Origin of the sequence: Dinoroseobacter sp. S76, assembly GCF_049801095.1 — a bacterium.
In the GTDB taxonomy this organism is placed as follows: domain Bacteria; phylum Pseudomonadota; class Alphaproteobacteria; order Rhodobacterales; family Rhodobacteraceae; genus Dinoroseobacter.
The window spans coordinates 139,331-154,918 of the sequence record NZ_JBNAGH010000006.1; the positions used below are offsets into that span (position 1 = coordinate 139,331).

Annotated in this window: 17 protein-coding genes; 10 read left to right on the plus strand and 7 right to left on the minus strand. The window is 63.8% G+C overall.

Annotated elements, in window-relative coordinates:
• Window positions 1-5: 5 nt before the first annotated feature.
• The 5 genes from paaD to pcaF are packed head-to-tail and all read right to left on the minus strand — an operon-like array spanning window position 6 to window position 3,688.
• Window positions 6-464 carry a 1,2-phenylacetyl-CoA epoxidase subunit PaaD gene (gene paaD, locus ACP153_RS16860; RefSeq protein WP_424972184.1) on the minus strand — a complete coding sequence of 153 codons (459 nt, stop codon included), beginning with the start codon at window positions 462-464 and terminating at the stop codon, window positions 6-8.
• A gap of 1 nt (window position 465) precedes the next feature.
• The gene (gene paaC, locus ACP153_RS16865) at window positions 466-1,221 is read right to left on the minus strand and encodes a 1,2-phenylacetyl-CoA epoxidase subunit PaaC (protein ID WP_424972185.1); all 756 of its coding nucleotides are present in this window, start codon (window positions 1,219-1,221) and stop codon (window positions 466-468) included.
• Window positions 1,218-1,502, minus strand: coding sequence for a 1,2-phenylacetyl-CoA epoxidase subunit PaaB (paaB, locus tag ACP153_RS16870; protein ID WP_424972186.1), 285 nt, complete (start codon window positions 1,500-1,502; stop codon window positions 1,218-1,220). The genes paaC and paaB overlap by 4 nt, the downstream gene beginning before the upstream one ends.
• Complete coding sequence (gene paaA, locus ACP153_RS16875) at window positions 1,499-2,488, minus strand: 1,2-phenylacetyl-CoA epoxidase subunit PaaA (RefSeq protein ID WP_424972187.1); 990 nt, start codon at window positions 2,486-2,488, stop codon at window positions 1,499-1,501. The genes paaB and paaA overlap by 4 nt, the downstream gene beginning before the upstream one ends.
• A gap of 3 nt (window positions 2,489-2,491) precedes the next feature.
• Window positions 2,492-3,688, minus strand: a complete 1,197-nt coding sequence (gene pcaF, locus ACP153_RS16880) for a 3-oxoadipyl-CoA thiolase (RefSeq protein ID WP_424972188.1) — start codon at window positions 3,686-3,688, stop codon at window positions 2,492-2,494.
• A 186-nt stretch (window positions 3,689-3,874) separates the two neighbouring features.
• On the opposite strand from pcaF, the gene ACP153_RS16885 reads away from it, so the two are divergent.
• The 4 genes from ACP153_RS16885 to modC are packed head-to-tail and all read left to right on the plus strand — an operon-like array spanning window position 3,875 to window position 6,746.
• Window positions 3,875-4,234, plus strand: a complete 360-nt coding sequence (locus ACP153_RS16885; RefSeq protein ID WP_424972189.1) for a winged helix-turn-helix domain-containing protein — start codon at window positions 3,875-3,877, stop codon at window positions 4,232-4,234.
• Window positions 4,227-4,976, plus strand: coding sequence for a molybdate ABC transporter substrate-binding protein (modA, locus tag ACP153_RS16890; RefSeq protein WP_424972190.1), 750 nt, complete (start codon window positions 4,227-4,229; stop codon window positions 4,974-4,976). Before ACP153_RS16885 ends, modA begins: the two co-directional genes overlap by 8 nt.
• Window positions 4,969-5,667, plus strand: coding sequence for a molybdate ABC transporter permease subunit (gene modB, locus ACP153_RS16895; protein ID WP_424972191.1), 699 nt, complete (start codon window positions 4,969-4,971; stop codon window positions 5,665-5,667). The genes modA and modB overlap by 8 nt, the downstream gene beginning before the upstream one ends.
• Complete coding sequence (gene modC / locus ACP153_RS16900) at window positions 5,664-6,746, plus strand: molybdenum ABC transporter ATP-binding protein (RefSeq protein WP_424972192.1); 1,083 nt, start codon at window positions 5,664-5,666, stop codon at window positions 6,744-6,746. The genes modB and modC overlap by 4 nt, the downstream gene beginning before the upstream one ends.
• A gap of 10 nt (window positions 6,747-6,756) precedes the next feature.
• On the opposite strand, the gene ACP153_RS16905 is transcribed toward modC, so the two are convergent.
• Window positions 6,757-7,089: an Hpt domain-containing protein gene (locus ACP153_RS16905; RefSeq protein WP_424972193.1), complete on the minus strand. Its 333-nt coding sequence runs from the start codon at window positions 7,087-7,089 to the stop codon at window positions 6,757-6,759.
• 155 nt (window positions 7,090-7,244) lie between these two features.
• On the opposite strand from ACP153_RS16905, the gene ACP153_RS16910 reads away from it, so the two are divergent.
• Window positions 7,245-8,522, plus strand: coding sequence for a PP2C family protein-serine/threonine phosphatase (locus ACP153_RS16910; RefSeq protein ID WP_424972194.1), 1,278 nt, complete (start codon window positions 7,245-7,247; stop codon window positions 8,520-8,522).
• A gap of 19 nt (window positions 8,523-8,541) precedes the next feature.
• Here ACP153_RS16910 and ACP153_RS16915 read toward each other — a convergent pair whose 3' ends face one another.
• Window positions 8,542-8,985: an NUDIX hydrolase gene (locus tag ACP153_RS16915; RefSeq protein WP_424972195.1), complete on the minus strand. Its 444-nt coding sequence runs from the start codon at window positions 8,983-8,985 to the stop codon at window positions 8,542-8,544.
• Window positions 8,986-9,096: 111 nt separating this feature from the next.
• Between ACP153_RS16915 and ACP153_RS16920 the strand changes: the two genes are divergently transcribed.
• From ACP153_RS16920 to ACP153_RS16940, 5 genes are all read left to right on the plus strand, one after another.
• Window positions 9,097-10,095, plus strand: coding sequence for an Hsp33 family molecular chaperone HslO (locus ACP153_RS16920; protein WP_424972196.1), 999 nt, complete (start codon window positions 9,097-9,099; stop codon window positions 10,093-10,095).
• On the plus strand, window positions 10,082-10,681 hold the full coding sequence (locus ACP153_RS16925; RefSeq protein WP_424972197.1) for a CoA pyrophosphatase: 600 nt from the start codon (window positions 10,082-10,084) through the stop codon (window positions 10,679-10,681). Before ACP153_RS16920 ends, ACP153_RS16925 begins: the two co-directional genes overlap by 14 nt.
• Window positions 10,678-11,826: a CCA tRNA nucleotidyltransferase gene (locus ACP153_RS16930; protein ID WP_424972198.1), complete on the plus strand. Its 1,149-nt coding sequence runs from the start codon at window positions 10,678-10,680 to the stop codon at window positions 11,824-11,826. The genes ACP153_RS16925 and ACP153_RS16930 overlap by 4 nt, the downstream gene beginning before the upstream one ends.
• 65 nt (window positions 11,827-11,891) lie before the next feature.
• Window positions 11,892-13,736, plus strand: coding sequence for an ABC transporter ATP-binding protein (locus ACP153_RS16935; protein ID WP_424972199.1), 1,845 nt, complete (start codon window positions 11,892-11,894; stop codon window positions 13,734-13,736).
• A complete protein-coding gene (locus ACP153_RS16940) occupies window positions 13,733-15,577 on the plus strand; it encodes an ABC transporter ATP-binding protein (RefSeq protein WP_424972200.1) in 1,845 nt (614 codons plus the stop codon). The genes ACP153_RS16935 and ACP153_RS16940 overlap by 4 nt, the downstream gene beginning before the upstream one ends.
• Window positions 15,578-15,588 lie beyond the last annotated feature (11 nt).

The following is a 15,588-nucleotide window of genomic DNA, read 5'->3' on the forward strand; positions in this document are numbered from 1 at the left end:
CATCCTCAGAGACATTTGAAGTAATCGAAGGGTTCGAGGCAGCTGCGGCAGCGCCATTGGGCCTTGCAGGGCGTGGAGCCGAACTGGCTGATCCGCTCGAGATCCGTGCCGCTGCAACGGGGGCAGGCGGTGGGACCGCCGCTCGGGCTGGGCGGGGCAATGCCAAAGGTGGTGAGTTTGGCGCGGCCTGCGTCAGAGATCCAATCGGTGGTCCACGGGGGCGCGATGCGTGTCTCGATTTGCACCTCCTCTAGTCCCCGCGCGGTCAGAGCCGCCTCGATATCCTGTGCGATCACCCGGGTTGCCGGGCAGCCGGAATAGGTCGGTGTGACCGTGACCTTGAGGGCGGGCCCATCCCAATCCACATCCCGCACGACGCCGAGATCCACCACAGAGATGGCGGGGATTTCCGGGTCCGGCACATCTTCGAGCCAAGACCAGATCTGCGCGAGCGGGGGGCGCATCTCACCACACCGCGTCGGGGTGGCTGCGCGGCAGGACCTGCATCACTGCCAGCATGGGGCCAAAATGCTCCGTATGGCGCGCGCCGGTCTTGCCGCCGGTCTGGGCAAAATCGCTCTCGGGAATGCGCAGGGTCGCTTCGGTCAATGTCGCGTGCACGATCCCCTCCCAGTCCGGGCGCAGGCTGTCCGGGGCAGGACCGAGACCGGCCTCGGCGATCTCCGTATCCACCGCATCCGGGATCAGCGCTTCACCCGCATAGGGCCAGAGCCGGTTCAGGGCGGACTGCATCCGACGATGGCTCTCCTCTGTGCCATCTCCCAGCGCGATGACCAGCCCTTGGGAGCGTTCGAGGTGATAAGCGCTCTCCTTCGCGACCTTGGTCGCGATCCCGGCAATCCGCGCGTCGCCGCTCTGGGACAGGCCAGCCAGAAGCGGCCCTTGATAGGCGTCAAAGAGGAATTGCCGCAGGATTGTATGGCCGAAATCCCGGTTCGGCTGTTCCACCAGCAGCAGGTTCCGAAACCCACGCTCATCCCGGAAATAAGCCAGATCATCGGCACTGCGGCCAGCGCCCTCGACCTCGGCGGCGAGACCTAGCCACATCTGTGCCTGCCCGATCAGATCGAGCGCGGTATTGGCGAGGGCGATATCCTCCTCAAGCACTGGCGCATGGCCGCACCATTCCGAGACCCGGTGACCCAGCACCAGCGCATTGTCCCCGAGGCGACAGAGATATTCGAACAGCGCCGCGCTCACATCGGCCCCACATCGTCGGGAATGTCGAAGAAGGTCGGGTGGCGATAGACCTTGTCTTCGGCCGGATCAAAGAGCGGGCCCTTGTCCGAGGGGTTGGAGGCGGCGATGTGCCGGGCCTCGACCACCCAGATGCTGACGCCTTCGTTGCGGCGGGTATAGACGTCGCGCGCGTTCAGGATCGCACGCTCGGCATCGGGTGCGTGGAGGCTGCCCACATGGCGATGGCCCATGCCATGCTGCCCGCGGATGAACACTTCCCAAAGGGGCCATTCGCTGCTCATTCCGCGGCCACCCGTGTTGCGCGTTTCGCGGCATGGGCGCTCAGGGCGTCGCGCACCCAGGCACCGTCCTCCCAGGCATCGCGGCGGGCTTGCAGCCGCTCGGTGTTGCAGGGCCCGTTGCCCTTGAGCACCTCGAAGAACTCCTCCCAATCGGGCTCGGAGAAGTCGTACTGCCCGGTCTCGTCATTCCAGCGCAGATCCGGGTCCGGCACGGTCAGGCCGAGATACGCGGCCTGCGGCACAGTCTGATCGACGAATTTCTGACGCAGCTCGTCGTTTGTGTTCATCTTGATCCGCCAGGCCATGGATTGCGCAGAATGCACGCTGTCCTTGTCGGACGGGCCGAACATCATCAGGGACGGGTACCAGAACCGGTTGAGGGCATCCTGGGCCATGGCGCGCTGGGCGGGCGTGCCCTCGGCCATCTTGCGCATGATGTCGAAGCCCTGCCGCTGATGGAATGACTCCTCCTTGCAGATCCGGACCATGGCCCGCGCGTAAGGCCCATAGGAGGTGCGCTGCAACGGGACCTGATTCATGATCGCGGCCCCATCCACGAGCCAGCCGACCGCCCCCATATCCGCCCAAGTCAGGGTCGGGTAATTGAAGATCGACGAGTACTTCATCCGCCCCTCGTGGAGCGCGTCAAAGAGCTCATCTCGGCTGACCCCGAGGGTTTCCGCCGCGCAATAGAGGTAGAGCCCGTGCCCCGCCTCATCCTGCACCTTCGCGAGCAGGATCGCCTTGCGCTCCAGCGAAGGGGCGCGGGTGATCCAGTTGCCCTCGGGCAGCTGGCCGACGATCTCGGAATGGGCGTGTTGGCCGATCTGCCGGATCAGGGTCTTGCGATACCCCTCGGGCATCCAGTCCTTGGGCTCGATGGTCTCGCCCGCATCGATCCGCGCCTGAAAGGCCCGTTCTTCAGGCGTCATCTCCTCCGGGGATTTCACCCCGCGACCGGTGGATTTGATCATCTGTGCATACATTGGTCAGACCCTTTCCAAAATCATCGCGACGCCCTGGCCCACCCCCACACACATGGTGCAAAGCGCGTAGCGTCCTTGTCTCCGGTGCAGCTCCCGCGTGGCCGTCAGCACCAGCCGTGCGCCGGACATGCCGAGCGGGTGACCCAGCGCGATCGCGCCACCATTGGGGTTCACATGGCCCGCGTCGTCGGGTAGCCCGAGGGTGCGGAGACAGGCGAGCACCTGGGCCGCAAAGGCCTCGTTCAGCTCGATCACATCCATCTGATCGAGAGACAGCCCAGCGATATCCAGCGCTTTGCGCGTCGCAGGCACGGGACCAAGTCCCATGACCCGGGGCGCGACCCCGGCACTTGCCGTGGCAATAATCCGCGCCCGGGGCATGAGGTGGCGGGTCAGAGCTTCGCCACCGAGCAAAAGCGCCGCCGCCCCATCATTCACCCCGGCCGCATTGCCAGCGGTCACGCTCCGCTCCGGCCCATTGATCCCCTTGAGCCGGGCCAGCCCATCGAGCGTCGTGTCCGCGCGGGGATGTTCGTCGGTGTCCACGCGTGTTGCGCCCTTGCGCGTGGTGATCTCGACCGGTGTGATTTCATCCGCGAAGAGACCACTTTCGATCGCCTTGGCGCAGCGCGTCTGGCTGCGAAACGCGTAGGCATCCTGATCCGCGCGGGCGATCCCGTGATCCTCGGCCACATTATCGGCGGTTTGCGGCATGGAATCGGTGCCATAGCTCGCCGCCATCGCCGGGTTCACAAAGCGCCAACCGATGGTCGTGTCGTGGATCTCGGCCTGCCGGTCATAGGGCCGCGCGGCCTTGGCCATCACAAAGGGCGCGCGGGTCATGGATTCCACGCCGCCCGCGATCACTTGCGCCGCCTCACCCAGCCGGATCGCCCGCGCCCCTTGGGCCACCGCGTCGAGACCACTCGCGCAGAGCCGGTTGACTGTGATCCCGGGCACCGTCTCATCCAGCCCCGCCAGCAGGCTCGCCATGCGCGCCACGTTTCGATTGTCCTCCCCGGCCTGGTTCGCACAGCCGAGGATCACCTCATCAATCAGCTGCGGGTTCAGATCGGGATTGCGCGCGAGCAGCGCCCGGATCGGGATCGCTGCCAGATCATCCGCGCGCACAGGCGCAAGACTGCCGCCAAAGCGCCCGATCGGCGTGCGTACACCGTCAAAAACATAGGCTGCGGTCATGACCGATCCTCTCTCCCTTGCAGTGAAGGATAGGGGAGCAACCGGCTTGGCGCAATCAAAACGTTACATTCTTTTTCTTCATTGGGTGATTCTGTAACGTAAAAGGCGCCAGCCAGCTTCGTTATTGCCGAAGAACAATAACGCTTGTACCGTTCGTGTCGTCTTTGCCACGCGAGTCCCCAGCCCATGGTTGCTGCACCCCGTCTTCGTATTCGCCTTCAGTTCGATGAAGGATCGCGCCTTGGCCCGGGCAAGGCCGACCTTCTGGAGAGTATCGGGGCGACCGGGTCGATCTCAGCCGCCGGGCGTGAGATGAAGATGAGCTACACGCGGGCCTGGGCTCTGGTGGAGCAGATGAATGACAGTTTCGCCGAGCCGCTTGTGGCCAGTGCGCGTGGCGGCGCCAAGGGCGGCGGGGCGCAACTGACCGAGGCGGGCAAGGCAGTGCTTGCGGAATTTCGAGCGCTCGAAGCGGCGGCGCAGGCGGCCGGGGATGCGCACATCGCGGCCATCACTGCCCTGCGCAAAGAGGCGCCCGATGCATAGTCGTCTGGGACTGGCTGCGCTGATGCTCATCTGCGCGACGCCCTTGCCTGCGGTTGCAGATGTGACGGTCTTTGCTGCTGCGAGCCTCAAGAATGCGCTTGAAGAGATCGCCGCAGACTGGTCCCGGGAAACGGACGAGACGGTCACGCTCACGTTCGCGGCCAGCTCGACCATCGCGCGGCAAGTCGATCAGGGTGCGCCTGCGGATGTCGTCTTTCTGGCCAATGAGGCCTGGATGGACTGGCTCGAGGATCGAGACCGGCTGCGGCCCGGATCCCGCGGAGTCGTGACTGGCAATCGGCTGGTGCTTGTGGCGTCCGAGCCTGTGTCGCTTGCCCCCGCGCCTGGGTTTCCCCTTGCCGACGCGCTGGGGGAGGATCGCCTCGCCATGGCGCTGGTGGATGCTGTGCCCGCGGGGATTTATGGCAAGGCCGCCCTGAGCACGCTCGGCATCTGGTCGGAGGTCGCTCCGCTTGTGGCCCAGACGGATAACGCGCGTACTGCGCTCGCGCTGGTCGCCACGGGGGAGGCGCCCTTTGGCATCGTTTATGCCAGCGACGCCCAGGCCGATACCCGGGTCCGGGTGGCGGGGGCGTTTCCCGCGAGCAGCCATCCTCCCATCCGGTATCCTGCGGCTCTGAACGCAGACACGACGGTGGAGGCGGAGGCGTTTCTGGCGCGCTTGCACAGCGACGCGGCGCGGCAGGTCTTCGCCCGGCACGGGTTTCAGCCGGATGGGTAACTGGCTCGGCCCGGAGGCCTGGGATGCGGTGGCGCTGTCCCTGCGCGTGTCGATCTGGGCCACGCTCTGCAGTCTGCCCTTCGGCATTTTCATTGCCTACGCCTTGGCGCGTTGGCGGTTTCCGGGGCGGCAGATCGTCAATGGCTTGGTGCATCTGCCGCTGATCCTGCCCCCGGTGGTGACCGGCTACCTGCTTCTGCTGACCTTCGGGCGGCGTGGTCCGGTTGGGGAGTTCCTCGAGACGAGCTTCGGGATCGTGCTCGCCTTTCGATGGACTGGAGCTGCCCTTGCCGCGGCAATCATGGCCTTCCCCCTGATGGTGCGGGCGATAAGGCTTGCGATCGAGGCGGTGGATCCGCGGCTGGAACAGGCCGCTGGCACTCTTGGGGCTGCCCCGCTGACAGTATTCACGACGGTAACCTTGCCGCTGATCCTGCCGGGCATTCTGACTGGAACGATCCTCGCCTTCGCCAAGGCCATGGGTGAGTTTGGCGCGACGATCACCTTTGTGTCGAGCATTCCGGGTCAAACCCAGACCGTGCCCTCGGCAATCTACGCCTTCCTGCAGGTGCCGGGCGGGGAGGAGACCGCGTTCCGGCTTGTCCTGGTCTCCGTTGCACTGGCCATGGGTGCGCTCCTTCTGTCGGAAGTGATGTCCCGCGCGGTGGCCAGAAGGATTGCGGGCGCATGACCCTATCGGTTGCCTTTCAGCACCGCGCCGGATCCTTCGACCTCGATGTGCAATTTGAGGCGCCAGCCGGTGTGACCGCGCTGTTCGGAAAGTCAGGGTCTGGGAAAACGACCATCGTCAACGCGGTGGCGGGGCTACTCCGACCCGACGCCGGTCATGTGAAGGTGGCGGGGCGTGTCCTTGTGGATCGCAAAGCCGGGATTTGGGTGCCGCCCCATAGGCGTCGGCTTGGCTATGTGTTTCAGGAGGGTCGCTTGTTCCCGCATCTGACCGTGCGGCAAAACCTGCTCTATGGTCGTCGACGTGGGTCCGGGCGGGGAGCGCAAGCGTCGCTGGACATGGTGGTGTCTTTGCTAGGCCTTGAGAACCTGCTGGCACGACGGCCGCTGGACCTGTCGGGAGGCGAGAAACAACGGGTGGCCATTGGGCGCGCTTTGCTCTCGGATCCCGACATGTTGCTGATGGATGAGCCTCTTGCGGCGCTGGATGCTGCGCGGAAGGCCGAGATTCTGCCGTATATTCAACGCATGTGCGGTGAGGTCGGGGTGCCGATCCTCTATGTCAGTCACTCTGTACCCGAAATTGCCCGGATCGCGACCACCGTGGTGGCTTTGGATCAGGGCCGGGTACTTCGAACGGGTCGCGCAGAGGAGGTTCTCGCCGATCCCGGTATGGCGCCCACACTCGGGATCCGCGATGCAGGTGCGCTGATCACAGGCGTGATTTCCGAGCATTTTGAAGATGGCGTCACGGCTTTGCGGTTCAGTGGTGGCACGTTGCTCTTGCCGCGCCAGCGGGATCCGATCGGTACGTCCCTGCGCGTTCGGATCGAAGCCAAAGACGTGATGCTCGCGACTAATGAGCCGAAAGACATCTCCGCGTTGAACGTTCTGCCCGCGCGAATCGAATTGATCCGTCGCGGCGATGGTCCAGGCGTCCTCGTGCAGCTTCGTGTTGGGGAAGACTTGCTTCTTTGTCGGATTACCCGTCGATCCGCGACTGCGTTGTCTTTGGAGATCGGCCAATCCTGCTACGCGGTTCTGAAATCCGTATCGGTTGCGAAGCAGGATATCGGCTGACCTCGCGGACTCATGCCACCAGTTGCGTGTCGAGGCCTTCGGAAAAAACCGACTTTGCAGCTTCGAAAGCCGCTGTGATCTCGGTGATATTCACTGACGCGCCATCGCCTGCCGCTGCCGCAGCCTCGCCATCGGCGCAGAGCTTGCCCAAGGCCCGAAAGCCCAGGTTCCAGGCGCAGCCCTTGATCAAATGCATCAGCGCTTCGAGATCCGCGCCCTTGTCGGCGTCCGGAAGTTGACCGATCGCGGTCTCCACCTCTTCCATAAAGACTTCGACGATCTCGCCAAAATCATCCGCCCCGATCTCGTCCTGCAGCTCCCTGACCCGGTTCCAATCAATCATGTTTCACTCGCTTTCCGCCCTCGCATTGGCGGGAACTTTAGGACTCGCATGTTAACGAATCCTGAGTGCGCGGGAGGTTTTCGGAAGCATTTTAAACTTCACTCCCTGTTAAGTGGCGGGGCGTAGGAACAAGTCAGCAACACGAGTAATTCCGAATGATTCCTGACAAAACAGACGACATGACCCCCAACGATCCGTCGACCGGATCGCTCCACGTGCTTGTGGTCGATGACAGTCGATTGCAGCGGCGCATTCTCTCGATGGCGTTGAAGAAGAAGGGTTATGTCGTTTTCGAGGCCGAGGATGGAAATCACGGGCTGCAGGTGTTTCAAGAGAATCACATCGATATCGTGATCAGCGATTGGATGATGCCGGGTCTATCTGGACCTGAGATGTGCCGCGCGCTGCGCGATTTGAACTCGGACCACTATGTTTACATCATTCTGCTGACCACCAAGACAGAGAAAAACGAGATTGCAGAGGGGTTTGACGCGGGCGCCGACGACTTCCTGTCCAAGCCTGTGCATACGGTTGAGCTGATGGCGCGGATCACGGCTGGCGAGCGTGTGATGCGGATGGAGCGGGAGCTGACCAACAAGAACGCCCTGATCTCCGAGACCTTGGCTGAGCTCAAAACACTCTACCAAGCGGTGGACAACGACCTGATCGAAGCCAAGAAGCTTCAGCAATCCCTCGTGCGCGACAAAACCGGTACATTCCGGGGCGCCGAGATTGCGCTCATGCTGCAGTCCAGCGGGCATGTGGGTGGCGATCTCGTCGGGTTCTTCCGAATCAACTCGACCGAGATCGGTCTCTATTCGCTGGACGTATCCGGTCATGGGGTGAGCTCGGCGCTGATGACAGCACGACTGGCTGGGGTGCTATCAGGTTCGGTTCCTGGAAAGAACATTGCCATCGAAGCGGATGCCGAGGGAAATCCGGTCGGGCGCGACCCAGGCGAAGTCGCCGCAGACCTCAACACGCTCCTCCTCGAAGAGATGGATACGGAGCACTACTTCACTATCATCCTGGCCATCCTCAACAGTGAGACCGGACATATTCGCCTCGTTCAGGCCGGACATCCCCATGCGCAACTGCTTCGGGAAGGGGAAGGCCCGGTTCTTCTGGGTGATGGAGGTCTCCCGATCGGGCTGCTCGATGGGGCGGAATACACAAGCTTTGAAACCACGCTCCACCAAGGCGACCGTATTCTTATGGTTTCGGACGGGTTTACAGAATGCACGGATCCCGAAGGAAACATGCTTGATGATACCGGCCTGTCAAAATGGGTCGCCAAACATCGCGATCTTGATGGCCCGACCCTGCTCGAGGTGTTGCCGCGCGAACTGACGAGCTTTGCCAACGGAGAAGATTTCGGCGACGATATCTCCAGCCTGGTGCTGGATTTCGGGCGTGGATCCCCGACCGCCTAGATCCAAATTGCCCGCGAGTTCACTGCGCGTGATACCAGTTGGACAGGAAGGCGCGGTCCCCCTCATTGGCCAATTCGACAGCAGCATCGCTCGGAGACATCCAGAGGGGGATGTGATCCTCCTCCACCGGCGGACCCATGCGGAGCGTCGGACGTCCAAGATAGATATGGCAGAGCTTTTCCGCCCAGATCCCGTATTCCGGCATGAAGGTGAAACGGCGAAACACGCCAAGTTTCCGCGTCACTGTCATCCGCCAGCCTGTTTCTTCCAGAACCTCTCGGTGCAGAGCGGGCAAAGGGGCCTCCCCCGGATCGATCCCACCCCCGGGCAACTGGATCTCGGTCTCGGCTCCGAATTGCACTGTGGTCAGGATCTGGGACTCACGTGGCAGGATCGCATAGGCCCCGGGTCGCCTTTGATAGGTCTGCCCGGCCTTCACCGCCTCGCCATACCGTCTGATCATATCTGCCCAACGCCTCCTACAGAGCCTTCGCGCACGCCCTTGGATGCATCGCGGACGGCTTCTATATAGCTTCGGTATGCCAGCATCGCGCTCCTCTAGGAAGGCCCCCCAATGACACTCGCGTCCAAACTTGCCTGGGACGACACCGTCCTGCCGTTTCAACTCGACCGGTCCGACATCCGGGGACGGGTGGCCCGGCTCGATGGGGTGCTCGACGGGGTGCTGGCGCAGCACGACTACCCGCCAATGATCGAAGCGCTCGTTGCGGAGGCAGCGGTACTGACCGCGTTGATCGGCCAATCCATCAAGTTGCAATGGAAGCTCTCTCTTCAGATCCGCGGGGATGGCCCGGCACGCCTGATCGCGACCGATTTTTACGCTCCGGAGGAGGAGGGTGCCCCGGCGCAAATCCGCGCCTATGCCAGCTTCGACCCCGAGCGCTTGGCCACCGAGACCGATGCTTTCAAGGCCATCGGCAAAGGGTACTTCGCCATCCTGATCGATCAGGGCCAAGGCATGGAGCCCTATCAGGGCATCACCCCGATTGCAGGCACAAGCCTGTCGGATTGTGCGCAGACTTACTTTGCCCAGTCAGAGCAGCTCCCGACGCGGTTCGAGATCAACTTCGGTCGCAGCACCGAGCCCGGCCAGCCCGAGCAATGGCGCGCCGGGGGTGTCATGCTCCAGCATATGCCCAAGGCCTCGCCCTTTGCCGCGGGTGATGCCACCGGTGAGGCCGGACTTCTCAACCCGAGCGACATTCTCGAAGGGGACGATGGTGAGAACTGGAGCCGCGCAAACCTGTTGCTCGACACCGTGGAGGCGCTTGAGCTGATCGGCCCGTCGGTCGCGCCCTCGGACCTGCTCGTGCGGCTTTTTCACGAGGAAGCGCCCCGGGTCTATGACGCGCTGCCGGTGAAGTTCGGCTGCACCTGCTCGCCCGACCGGGTGCGGCAGAGCCTGTCGATCTATTCGGCCAAGGATATCGCGCATATGACCACCGAAGAGGGAATCGTCACCGCGGATTGCCAGTTCTGCGGTGCGCATTACGAGTTCAAGCCCGAGACTCTTGGGTTCGAGGCGGTGGAGGGGCCGGATGCCGCTGGATGATGTCGCCCAACGCGTGACCCTTGCCCTGCAAGCGGCGCGCAGCGGGTCGTCGGATTTCGACCTCAACCCGGAATTCGCGCCGCCACCGACCCGCAAGCTGCGGCCTGCGGCGGTGCTTGTGCCGTTGATCGAAGGGCCGAACGGGGTCGAAGTGATCCTGACCAAGCGCTCATCGCGGCTGAAACATCACCCGGGACAGATCGCGTTCCCTGGCGGGAAGGTGGATGCGGGGGATCCTTCTCCGGCGTCGGCCGCCTTGCGCGAAGCCTGGGAAGAGATTGGTCTGCCGGCGGATGCGGTGCGGCTGGTGGGTGAATTGCCTCCCCATGAGACGGTCACCGGATACCAGATTCAGCCCTTTGTCGGCATCGTCAAAGATCCGTTCGAAACCGTGCCGGAGCTGGGCGAGGTGGCCGAGGTATTTCGCGTGCCCTACACCCATGTCACGGATCCCGCGCGGTTTTCGGTGCAGGATCGGATCTGGCAAGGCAAATCCCGACGGTTCTACACGGTGCCCTACGGCCCCTATTACATCTGGGGGGCGACCGCGCGGATCCTGCGGGGCTTCGCCGACGCGCTGCAGTGAACCTGCCGCCGGGCTCCTGGTCGGAGGCGGCACCGCAAGAGGTGTTGCGCCTGCTGACCGAGGCCGGCCATGACGCCCTTTTTGTCGGGGGAACCGTCCGGAATGCGTTGATTGGCGCCCCGGTGACGGATTTCGATGTGGCCACAAGCGCTTTGCCTGAAACCGTGCAGAGCTTGGCCGAAAACGCGGGTCTGAAGGCCATTCCCACGGGGCTCGCCCATGGCACGGTGACCGTGGTTGCCGAGGGGCAACCGATTGAAATCACAACTTTTCGCCGTGATGTGGCCACCGATGGTCGCCATGCGGAGGTCTCTTTCTCAACCAATGTGGCCGAGGATGCCCGCCGCCGGGATTTCACCATGAATGCGCTCTACGCGAGGGCGGATGGCGAGGTTGTGGACCCTCTGGGGGGCCTGCCGGATCTGCAGGCAAGACGGGTCCGCTTTATCGGAGCACCCGAAGATCGGATCCGCGAGGACTATCTGCGGATCTTGCGCTTCTTCCGCTTTACAGCCTGGTATGGGGTACCGGACCAAGGGCTCGATGCGGAGGGTCTGGCGGCTTGCGCCGCGCTTTCGGCGGGCTTGCTCAAGCTTTCCGCGGAACGGATCACAGCTGAACTTCTGAAACTGCTCGCGGCGCCGGATCCGGCGCTTGCGGTCGCGGCCATGGCGCAAAGCGGGATCCTCGCGCGCTGTCTGCCCGGGGCACGCCATGACGCGCTGGCCCCGTTGATCCACTTCGAGACAGAGCTGTCCCTATTGCCGGAGCCGCTGCGTCGTCTGGCCAGCCTTGGGGGCAGCACCGGAGATTTGCGCCTGTCGAACGCTCAAAACCGCAGCCTCGCGCAGATGAAGACCCATCTGGAAGAGATGACCGCGCCGCGCGCGCTGGGCTACCATATCGGGGCCGAGCGGGCGCGCGATGTCCTCCTGCTCCGCGCGGCACTTCTGACAACGCCACTCGAGCCGGGCGCCTTGGCGGCAGCAGCCGACGGCGCGCAGACGGTCTTTCCCATCCGGGCCAAGGACCTGCCCGCGCACTTGCAGGGGCCCGAAATCGGCGCCGCGCTCAAAACGCTCGAAGCGGCCTGGCTTGCCTCCGGCATGGCCCTGTCAAAGGCGGATTTGCTGGCGCGTCTCTGACCGAGAGACCGTGGCATTTCGCCGGTCTGCGCCTATATAGCAAGGACAGCCCAAGGACCGTTCCCATGTTCCGCTATTTCGAGCGTCTCGTAGACCCGTATGTGGCCTATTCCGAGACGGATCGCCCCCCCACGCGCCTCTGGCCGTTCATCAAATCCTGGTCGCAGCCGTTTCACGGCGTCTTTGCCGTGGCCGGGGTGATGTCCGTTGTGGTGGCGATGGTCGAGATCGGGCTGATCTATTATATGGGGCGGGTCGTGGACCTGCTCTCGGTGCATACGCCCGCCACGCTCTGGGAGAGCCATGGGCTCGAACTGGTGCTGGTGTCGCTGTTCATTCTGCTGCTGCGCCCGGTGCTGCAGGCCTTCGATGTGCTGCTGCTGAACAACGGGATTCTGCCGAATTACAGCGCGCTCTTTCGTTGGCGCGCCCATCGGCAGGTGTTGCGGCAATCTGTGGGCTGGTTCGAGAATGACTTCGCCGGGCGGATCGCGAACCGGGTGATGCAGACCCCGCCTGCCGCGGGTGAAGCGGTGTTTCAGGTCTTTGATGCCCTGAGCTTTTCCTTTGCCTATCTCATCGGCGCGGCGATCCTGCTTATGGGCGCCGATCCGCGGCTCGCGCTGCCGCTGCTGATCTGGTTCGCGCTCTATATTGCGCTGGTGCGATGGACGATCGTGAATGTGGGCCCGGCCTCCAAGGCCAGCTCCGAGGCGCGCTCGGAGGTCACGGGCCGCGTGGTGGACAGCTACACAAACATCCATGCGGTCAAGCTTTTCGCCCATCACGACCGCGAGCTCGACTATGCCAAGGACGCGATCGAGCAGACGCGCTGGACCTTCGCCCGCGAGATGCGAATTTTCACCACCATGGACATCGTGCTTGTGATCCTGAACGGGTTGCTGATCGTCGGCGTTGTCGGCTGGGCCGTGGCGCTCTGGATGCAGGGCGCGGCCTCGGTCGGGGTGGTGGCGGCTGCGACCGCGCTGACCCTGCGGCTGAACGCGATGACCGGCTGGATCATGTGGGCGGTTTCGAACTTCTTTCAGAATCTCGGCGTGATCTCCGAGGGGTTGCAGACGATTGCCCAGCCGATCACCCTTGTGGACGCGCCGGATGCTGCGCCGCTCAAGCTGACCAAGGGCGAGATCGCTCTGGAGGGGTTGAGCCATCATTACGGACAGGAGACAGGTGGGCTGAACGCCATTGATCTGACCCTTGCGCCGGGGACCAAGGTCGGGCTGATTGGGCGCTCCGGAGCCGGGAAATCGACCCTCGTGAAGCTGCTCTTGCGGTTTTACGACGCCGATGGTGGTCGGGTGCTGATCGATGGGCAGGATATTGCCAAGGTCACGCAGGACAGTTTGCGGGCAGAGATCGGCATGGTGCAGCAAGACAGCGCGCTGCTCCACCGCTCGGTGCGGGACAATATCCTCTATGGCAAGCCCAATGCGACCGAGGCCGAGGTGATCGCCGCCGCCGAGCGCGCGGAGGCCCATGAGTTCATCCTCGGGCTCACGGATCCGGAGGGTCGCACCGGCTATGACGCCCATGTGGGGGAGCGCGGGGTGAAGCTCAGCGGCGGGCAGCGGCAGCGGATCGCCCTGGCCCGGGTGATCCTGAAGGACGCGCCGATCCTCGTGCTGGACGAGGCGACCTCGGCCCTCGACAGCGAGGTGGAGGCTGCCATTCAGGACACGCTCTATGGGGTGATGGAGGGCAAGACCGTGATCGCGATTGCCCACCGTCTGTCGACCATCGCCCATATGGACCGGATCCTCGTGCTGGATGACGGTCGGGTGATCGAGGATGGCACCCATGCAGAGCTGCTGGCGAAGGGCGGGCTCTATGCCAGCTTCTGGTCGCGGCAATCGGGCGGGTTCATCGACACGACGGAGGCTGCCGAATGAGCCTGCTGCGTCGGATCGAAGACCTGATCGACGGGTTCCAACCCGCTGATGGCCCGCCCCCGCAGAAACTTGGCGCGTTCCTGCGCTGGTGTTTGCGGGGCTCGATGCCGGTGCTCTGGGGTGCTGCGGCGCTCTCGGCGCTGGCGGGTACGCTCGAGGTGATCTCGGCCATGCTGCTCGGCTATGTGATCGACACGGCGCTGGGCGCGGGGCCCGAGGGGTTCTTTGCCAGCCAGTGGCCCACGGTCCTTCTGTTTGCCGGGTTCTTCATCCTGATCCGCCCGGCGATCTTTGGCCTGTCTTCGGCGGCGAACGCGATTGTCGTGCAGCCCAACCTGAACCCGCTCGTCCTGTCGCGGCTCCATCGCTGGACCATGGGCCAGTCGGTCAGCTTCTTTGACAACGACTTTGCCGGGCGGATCGCGCAGAAACAGATGCAAACCGCGCGGGCGGTGACGGATGTCACCTCCGAGGTGATCAATGTGGTCGCCTTCGCGCTGGCCTCCATCGCGGGCTCGGCGATCCTGCTTCTGACCATTGACCCGTGGGTCGCGCTGGCGCTGAGCATCTGGCTCGTCGCCTATCTCGGCCTGATCCGGGCCTTCCTGCCCCGGGTGCGCAAACGCTCCGCCGCGCGGGCCGGGGCGCGGGCGAATGTCACCGGGCAGGTCGTGGATACGGTCACGAACATCAAGACGGTCAAGCTCTTTGGCCATTCCGAGCATGAGGACCGCGCGGCCCTGAACGCCATGGGCAGCTATCGCCGCAAGGCACTGGATTTCGGCTATATCTCGTCGAGCTTCCGGTTCTGGCTCATGGCGATTGCCGGGGTTCTGCCGGTGCTGCTGATTGGCGGGACGCTGATCCTCTGGACCAATGGCGCGGCCACGCCCGGTGACATCGCGGCGGCCGGGGCGATTGCCATCCGGATCGCCCAGATGACCGGCTGGGTCAGTTTCACCCTCATGGCGATCTACGCGAATGTGGGCGAGGTCGAGGACGGGATGCGCACGCTCACCGTGCCCCATGAACTGACCGATGCGCCGCAGGCAGAGCCCATGGAGACCACGCAGGGTCGGATCGCCTTCGAGGATGTGACCTTCATGTATGGCCGCGATGTGGGCGGGATTGACGGGATTTCCCTGACGGTCGAACCGGGTCAGAAGCTGGGTCTTGTTGGGGCTTCGGGGGCGGGGAAATCGACCCTGACGGGGCTCCTGCTCCGGCTCTATGACACGGAATCCGGACAGGTGACCATTGATGGGACCGACCTGCGCGAGGTCACCCAGGACAGTCTGCGCCAGCAGATCGCCATGGTCACGCAGGAGACGGCCATGTTCAACCGCTCCGCGCGGGAGAACATCCTCTATGGCCGCCCGGATGCGAGCGAGTCGGAGATGATCGCCGCTGCCGAGCGCGCCGAGGCCCATGAGTTCATCCTCGATCTGGAGGATCACGCCGGGCGTAAGGGTTATGACGCTCATCTGGGCGAACGCGGTGTGAAGCTCAGCGGAGGGCAGCGGCAGCGGATTGCGCTGGCCCGCGCGTTTCTCAAGGACGCGCCGATCCTGGTGCTCGATGAGGCGACCTCGGCGCTCGACAGCGAGGTCGAGGCCTCAATCCAGGACGCGCTCGACCGGGTCATGGAGGGCAAGACCGTGATCGCCATTGCGCACCGGCTCTCGACCATCGCGCAGATGGACCGGATCGTGGTGCTGGATCAGGGCCGGATCGTCGAGGATGGCACCCATGCGCAGCTTCTGGCCAAGGGCGGTCTCTATGCCCGCTATTGGAACCGGCAGTCGGGTGGTTTCATCGGGCTGGTGGATGCGGCGGAATAACCAAGTTGCCG

What these genes read in the sequence shown, in the direction of transcription:
- paaD (WP_424972184.1), bottom strand. Translation starts at nt 464, where the DNA reads ATGCGCCCCCCGCTCGCGCAGATCTGGTCTTGGCTCGAAGATGTGCCG.
- paaB (WP_424972186.1), bottom strand. Translation starts at nt 1,502, where the DNA reads ATGAGCAGCGAATGGCCCCTTTGGGAAGTGTTCATCCGCGGGCAGCAT.
- paaA (WP_424972187.1), bottom strand. Translation starts at nt 2,488, where the DNA reads ATGTATGCACAGATGATCAAATCCACCGGTCGCGGGGTGAAATCCCCG.
- pcaF (WP_424972188.1), bottom strand. Translation starts at nt 3,688, where the DNA reads ATGACCGCAGCCTATGTTTTTGACGGTGTACGCACGCCGATCGGGCGC.
- ACP153_RS16885 (WP_424972189.1), top strand. Translation starts at nt 3,875, where the DNA reads ATGGTTGCTGCACCCCGTCTTCGTATTCGCCTTCAGTTCGATGAAGGA.
- modA (WP_424972190.1), top strand. Translation starts at nt 4,227, where the DNA reads ATGCATAGTCGTCTGGGACTGGCTGCGCTGATGCTCATCTGCGCGACG.
- modB (WP_424972191.1), top strand. Translation starts at nt 4,969, where the DNA reads ATGGGTAACTGGCTCGGCCCGGAGGCCTGGGATGCGGTGGCGCTGTCC.
- modC (WP_424972192.1), top strand. Translation starts at nt 5,664, where the DNA reads ATGACCCTATCGGTTGCCTTTCAGCACCGCGCCGGATCCTTCGACCTC.
- ACP153_RS16905 (WP_424972193.1), bottom strand. Translation starts at nt 7,089, where the DNA reads ATGATTGATTGGAACCGGGTCAGGGAGCTGCAGGACGAGATCGGGGCG.
- ACP153_RS16910 (WP_424972194.1), top strand. Translation starts at nt 7,245, where the DNA reads ATGATTCCTGACAAAACAGACGACATGACCCCCAACGATCCGTCGACC.
- ACP153_RS16915 (WP_424972195.1), bottom strand. Translation starts at nt 8,985, where the DNA reads ATGATCAGACGGTATGGCGAGGCGGTGAAGGCCGGGCAGACCTATCAA.
- ACP153_RS16920 (WP_424972196.1), top strand. Translation starts at nt 9,097, where the DNA reads ATGACACTCGCGTCCAAACTTGCCTGGGACGACACCGTCCTGCCGTTT.
- ACP153_RS16925 (WP_424972197.1), top strand. Translation starts at nt 10,082, where the DNA reads ATGCCGCTGGATGATGTCGCCCAACGCGTGACCCTTGCCCTGCAAGCG.
- ACP153_RS16935 (WP_424972199.1), top strand. Translation starts at nt 11,892, where the DNA reads ATGTTCCGCTATTTCGAGCGTCTCGTAGACCCGTATGTGGCCTATTCC.
- ACP153_RS16940 (WP_424972200.1), top strand. Translation starts at nt 13,733, where the DNA reads ATGAGCCTGCTGCGTCGGATCGAAGACCTGATCGACGGGTTCCAACCC.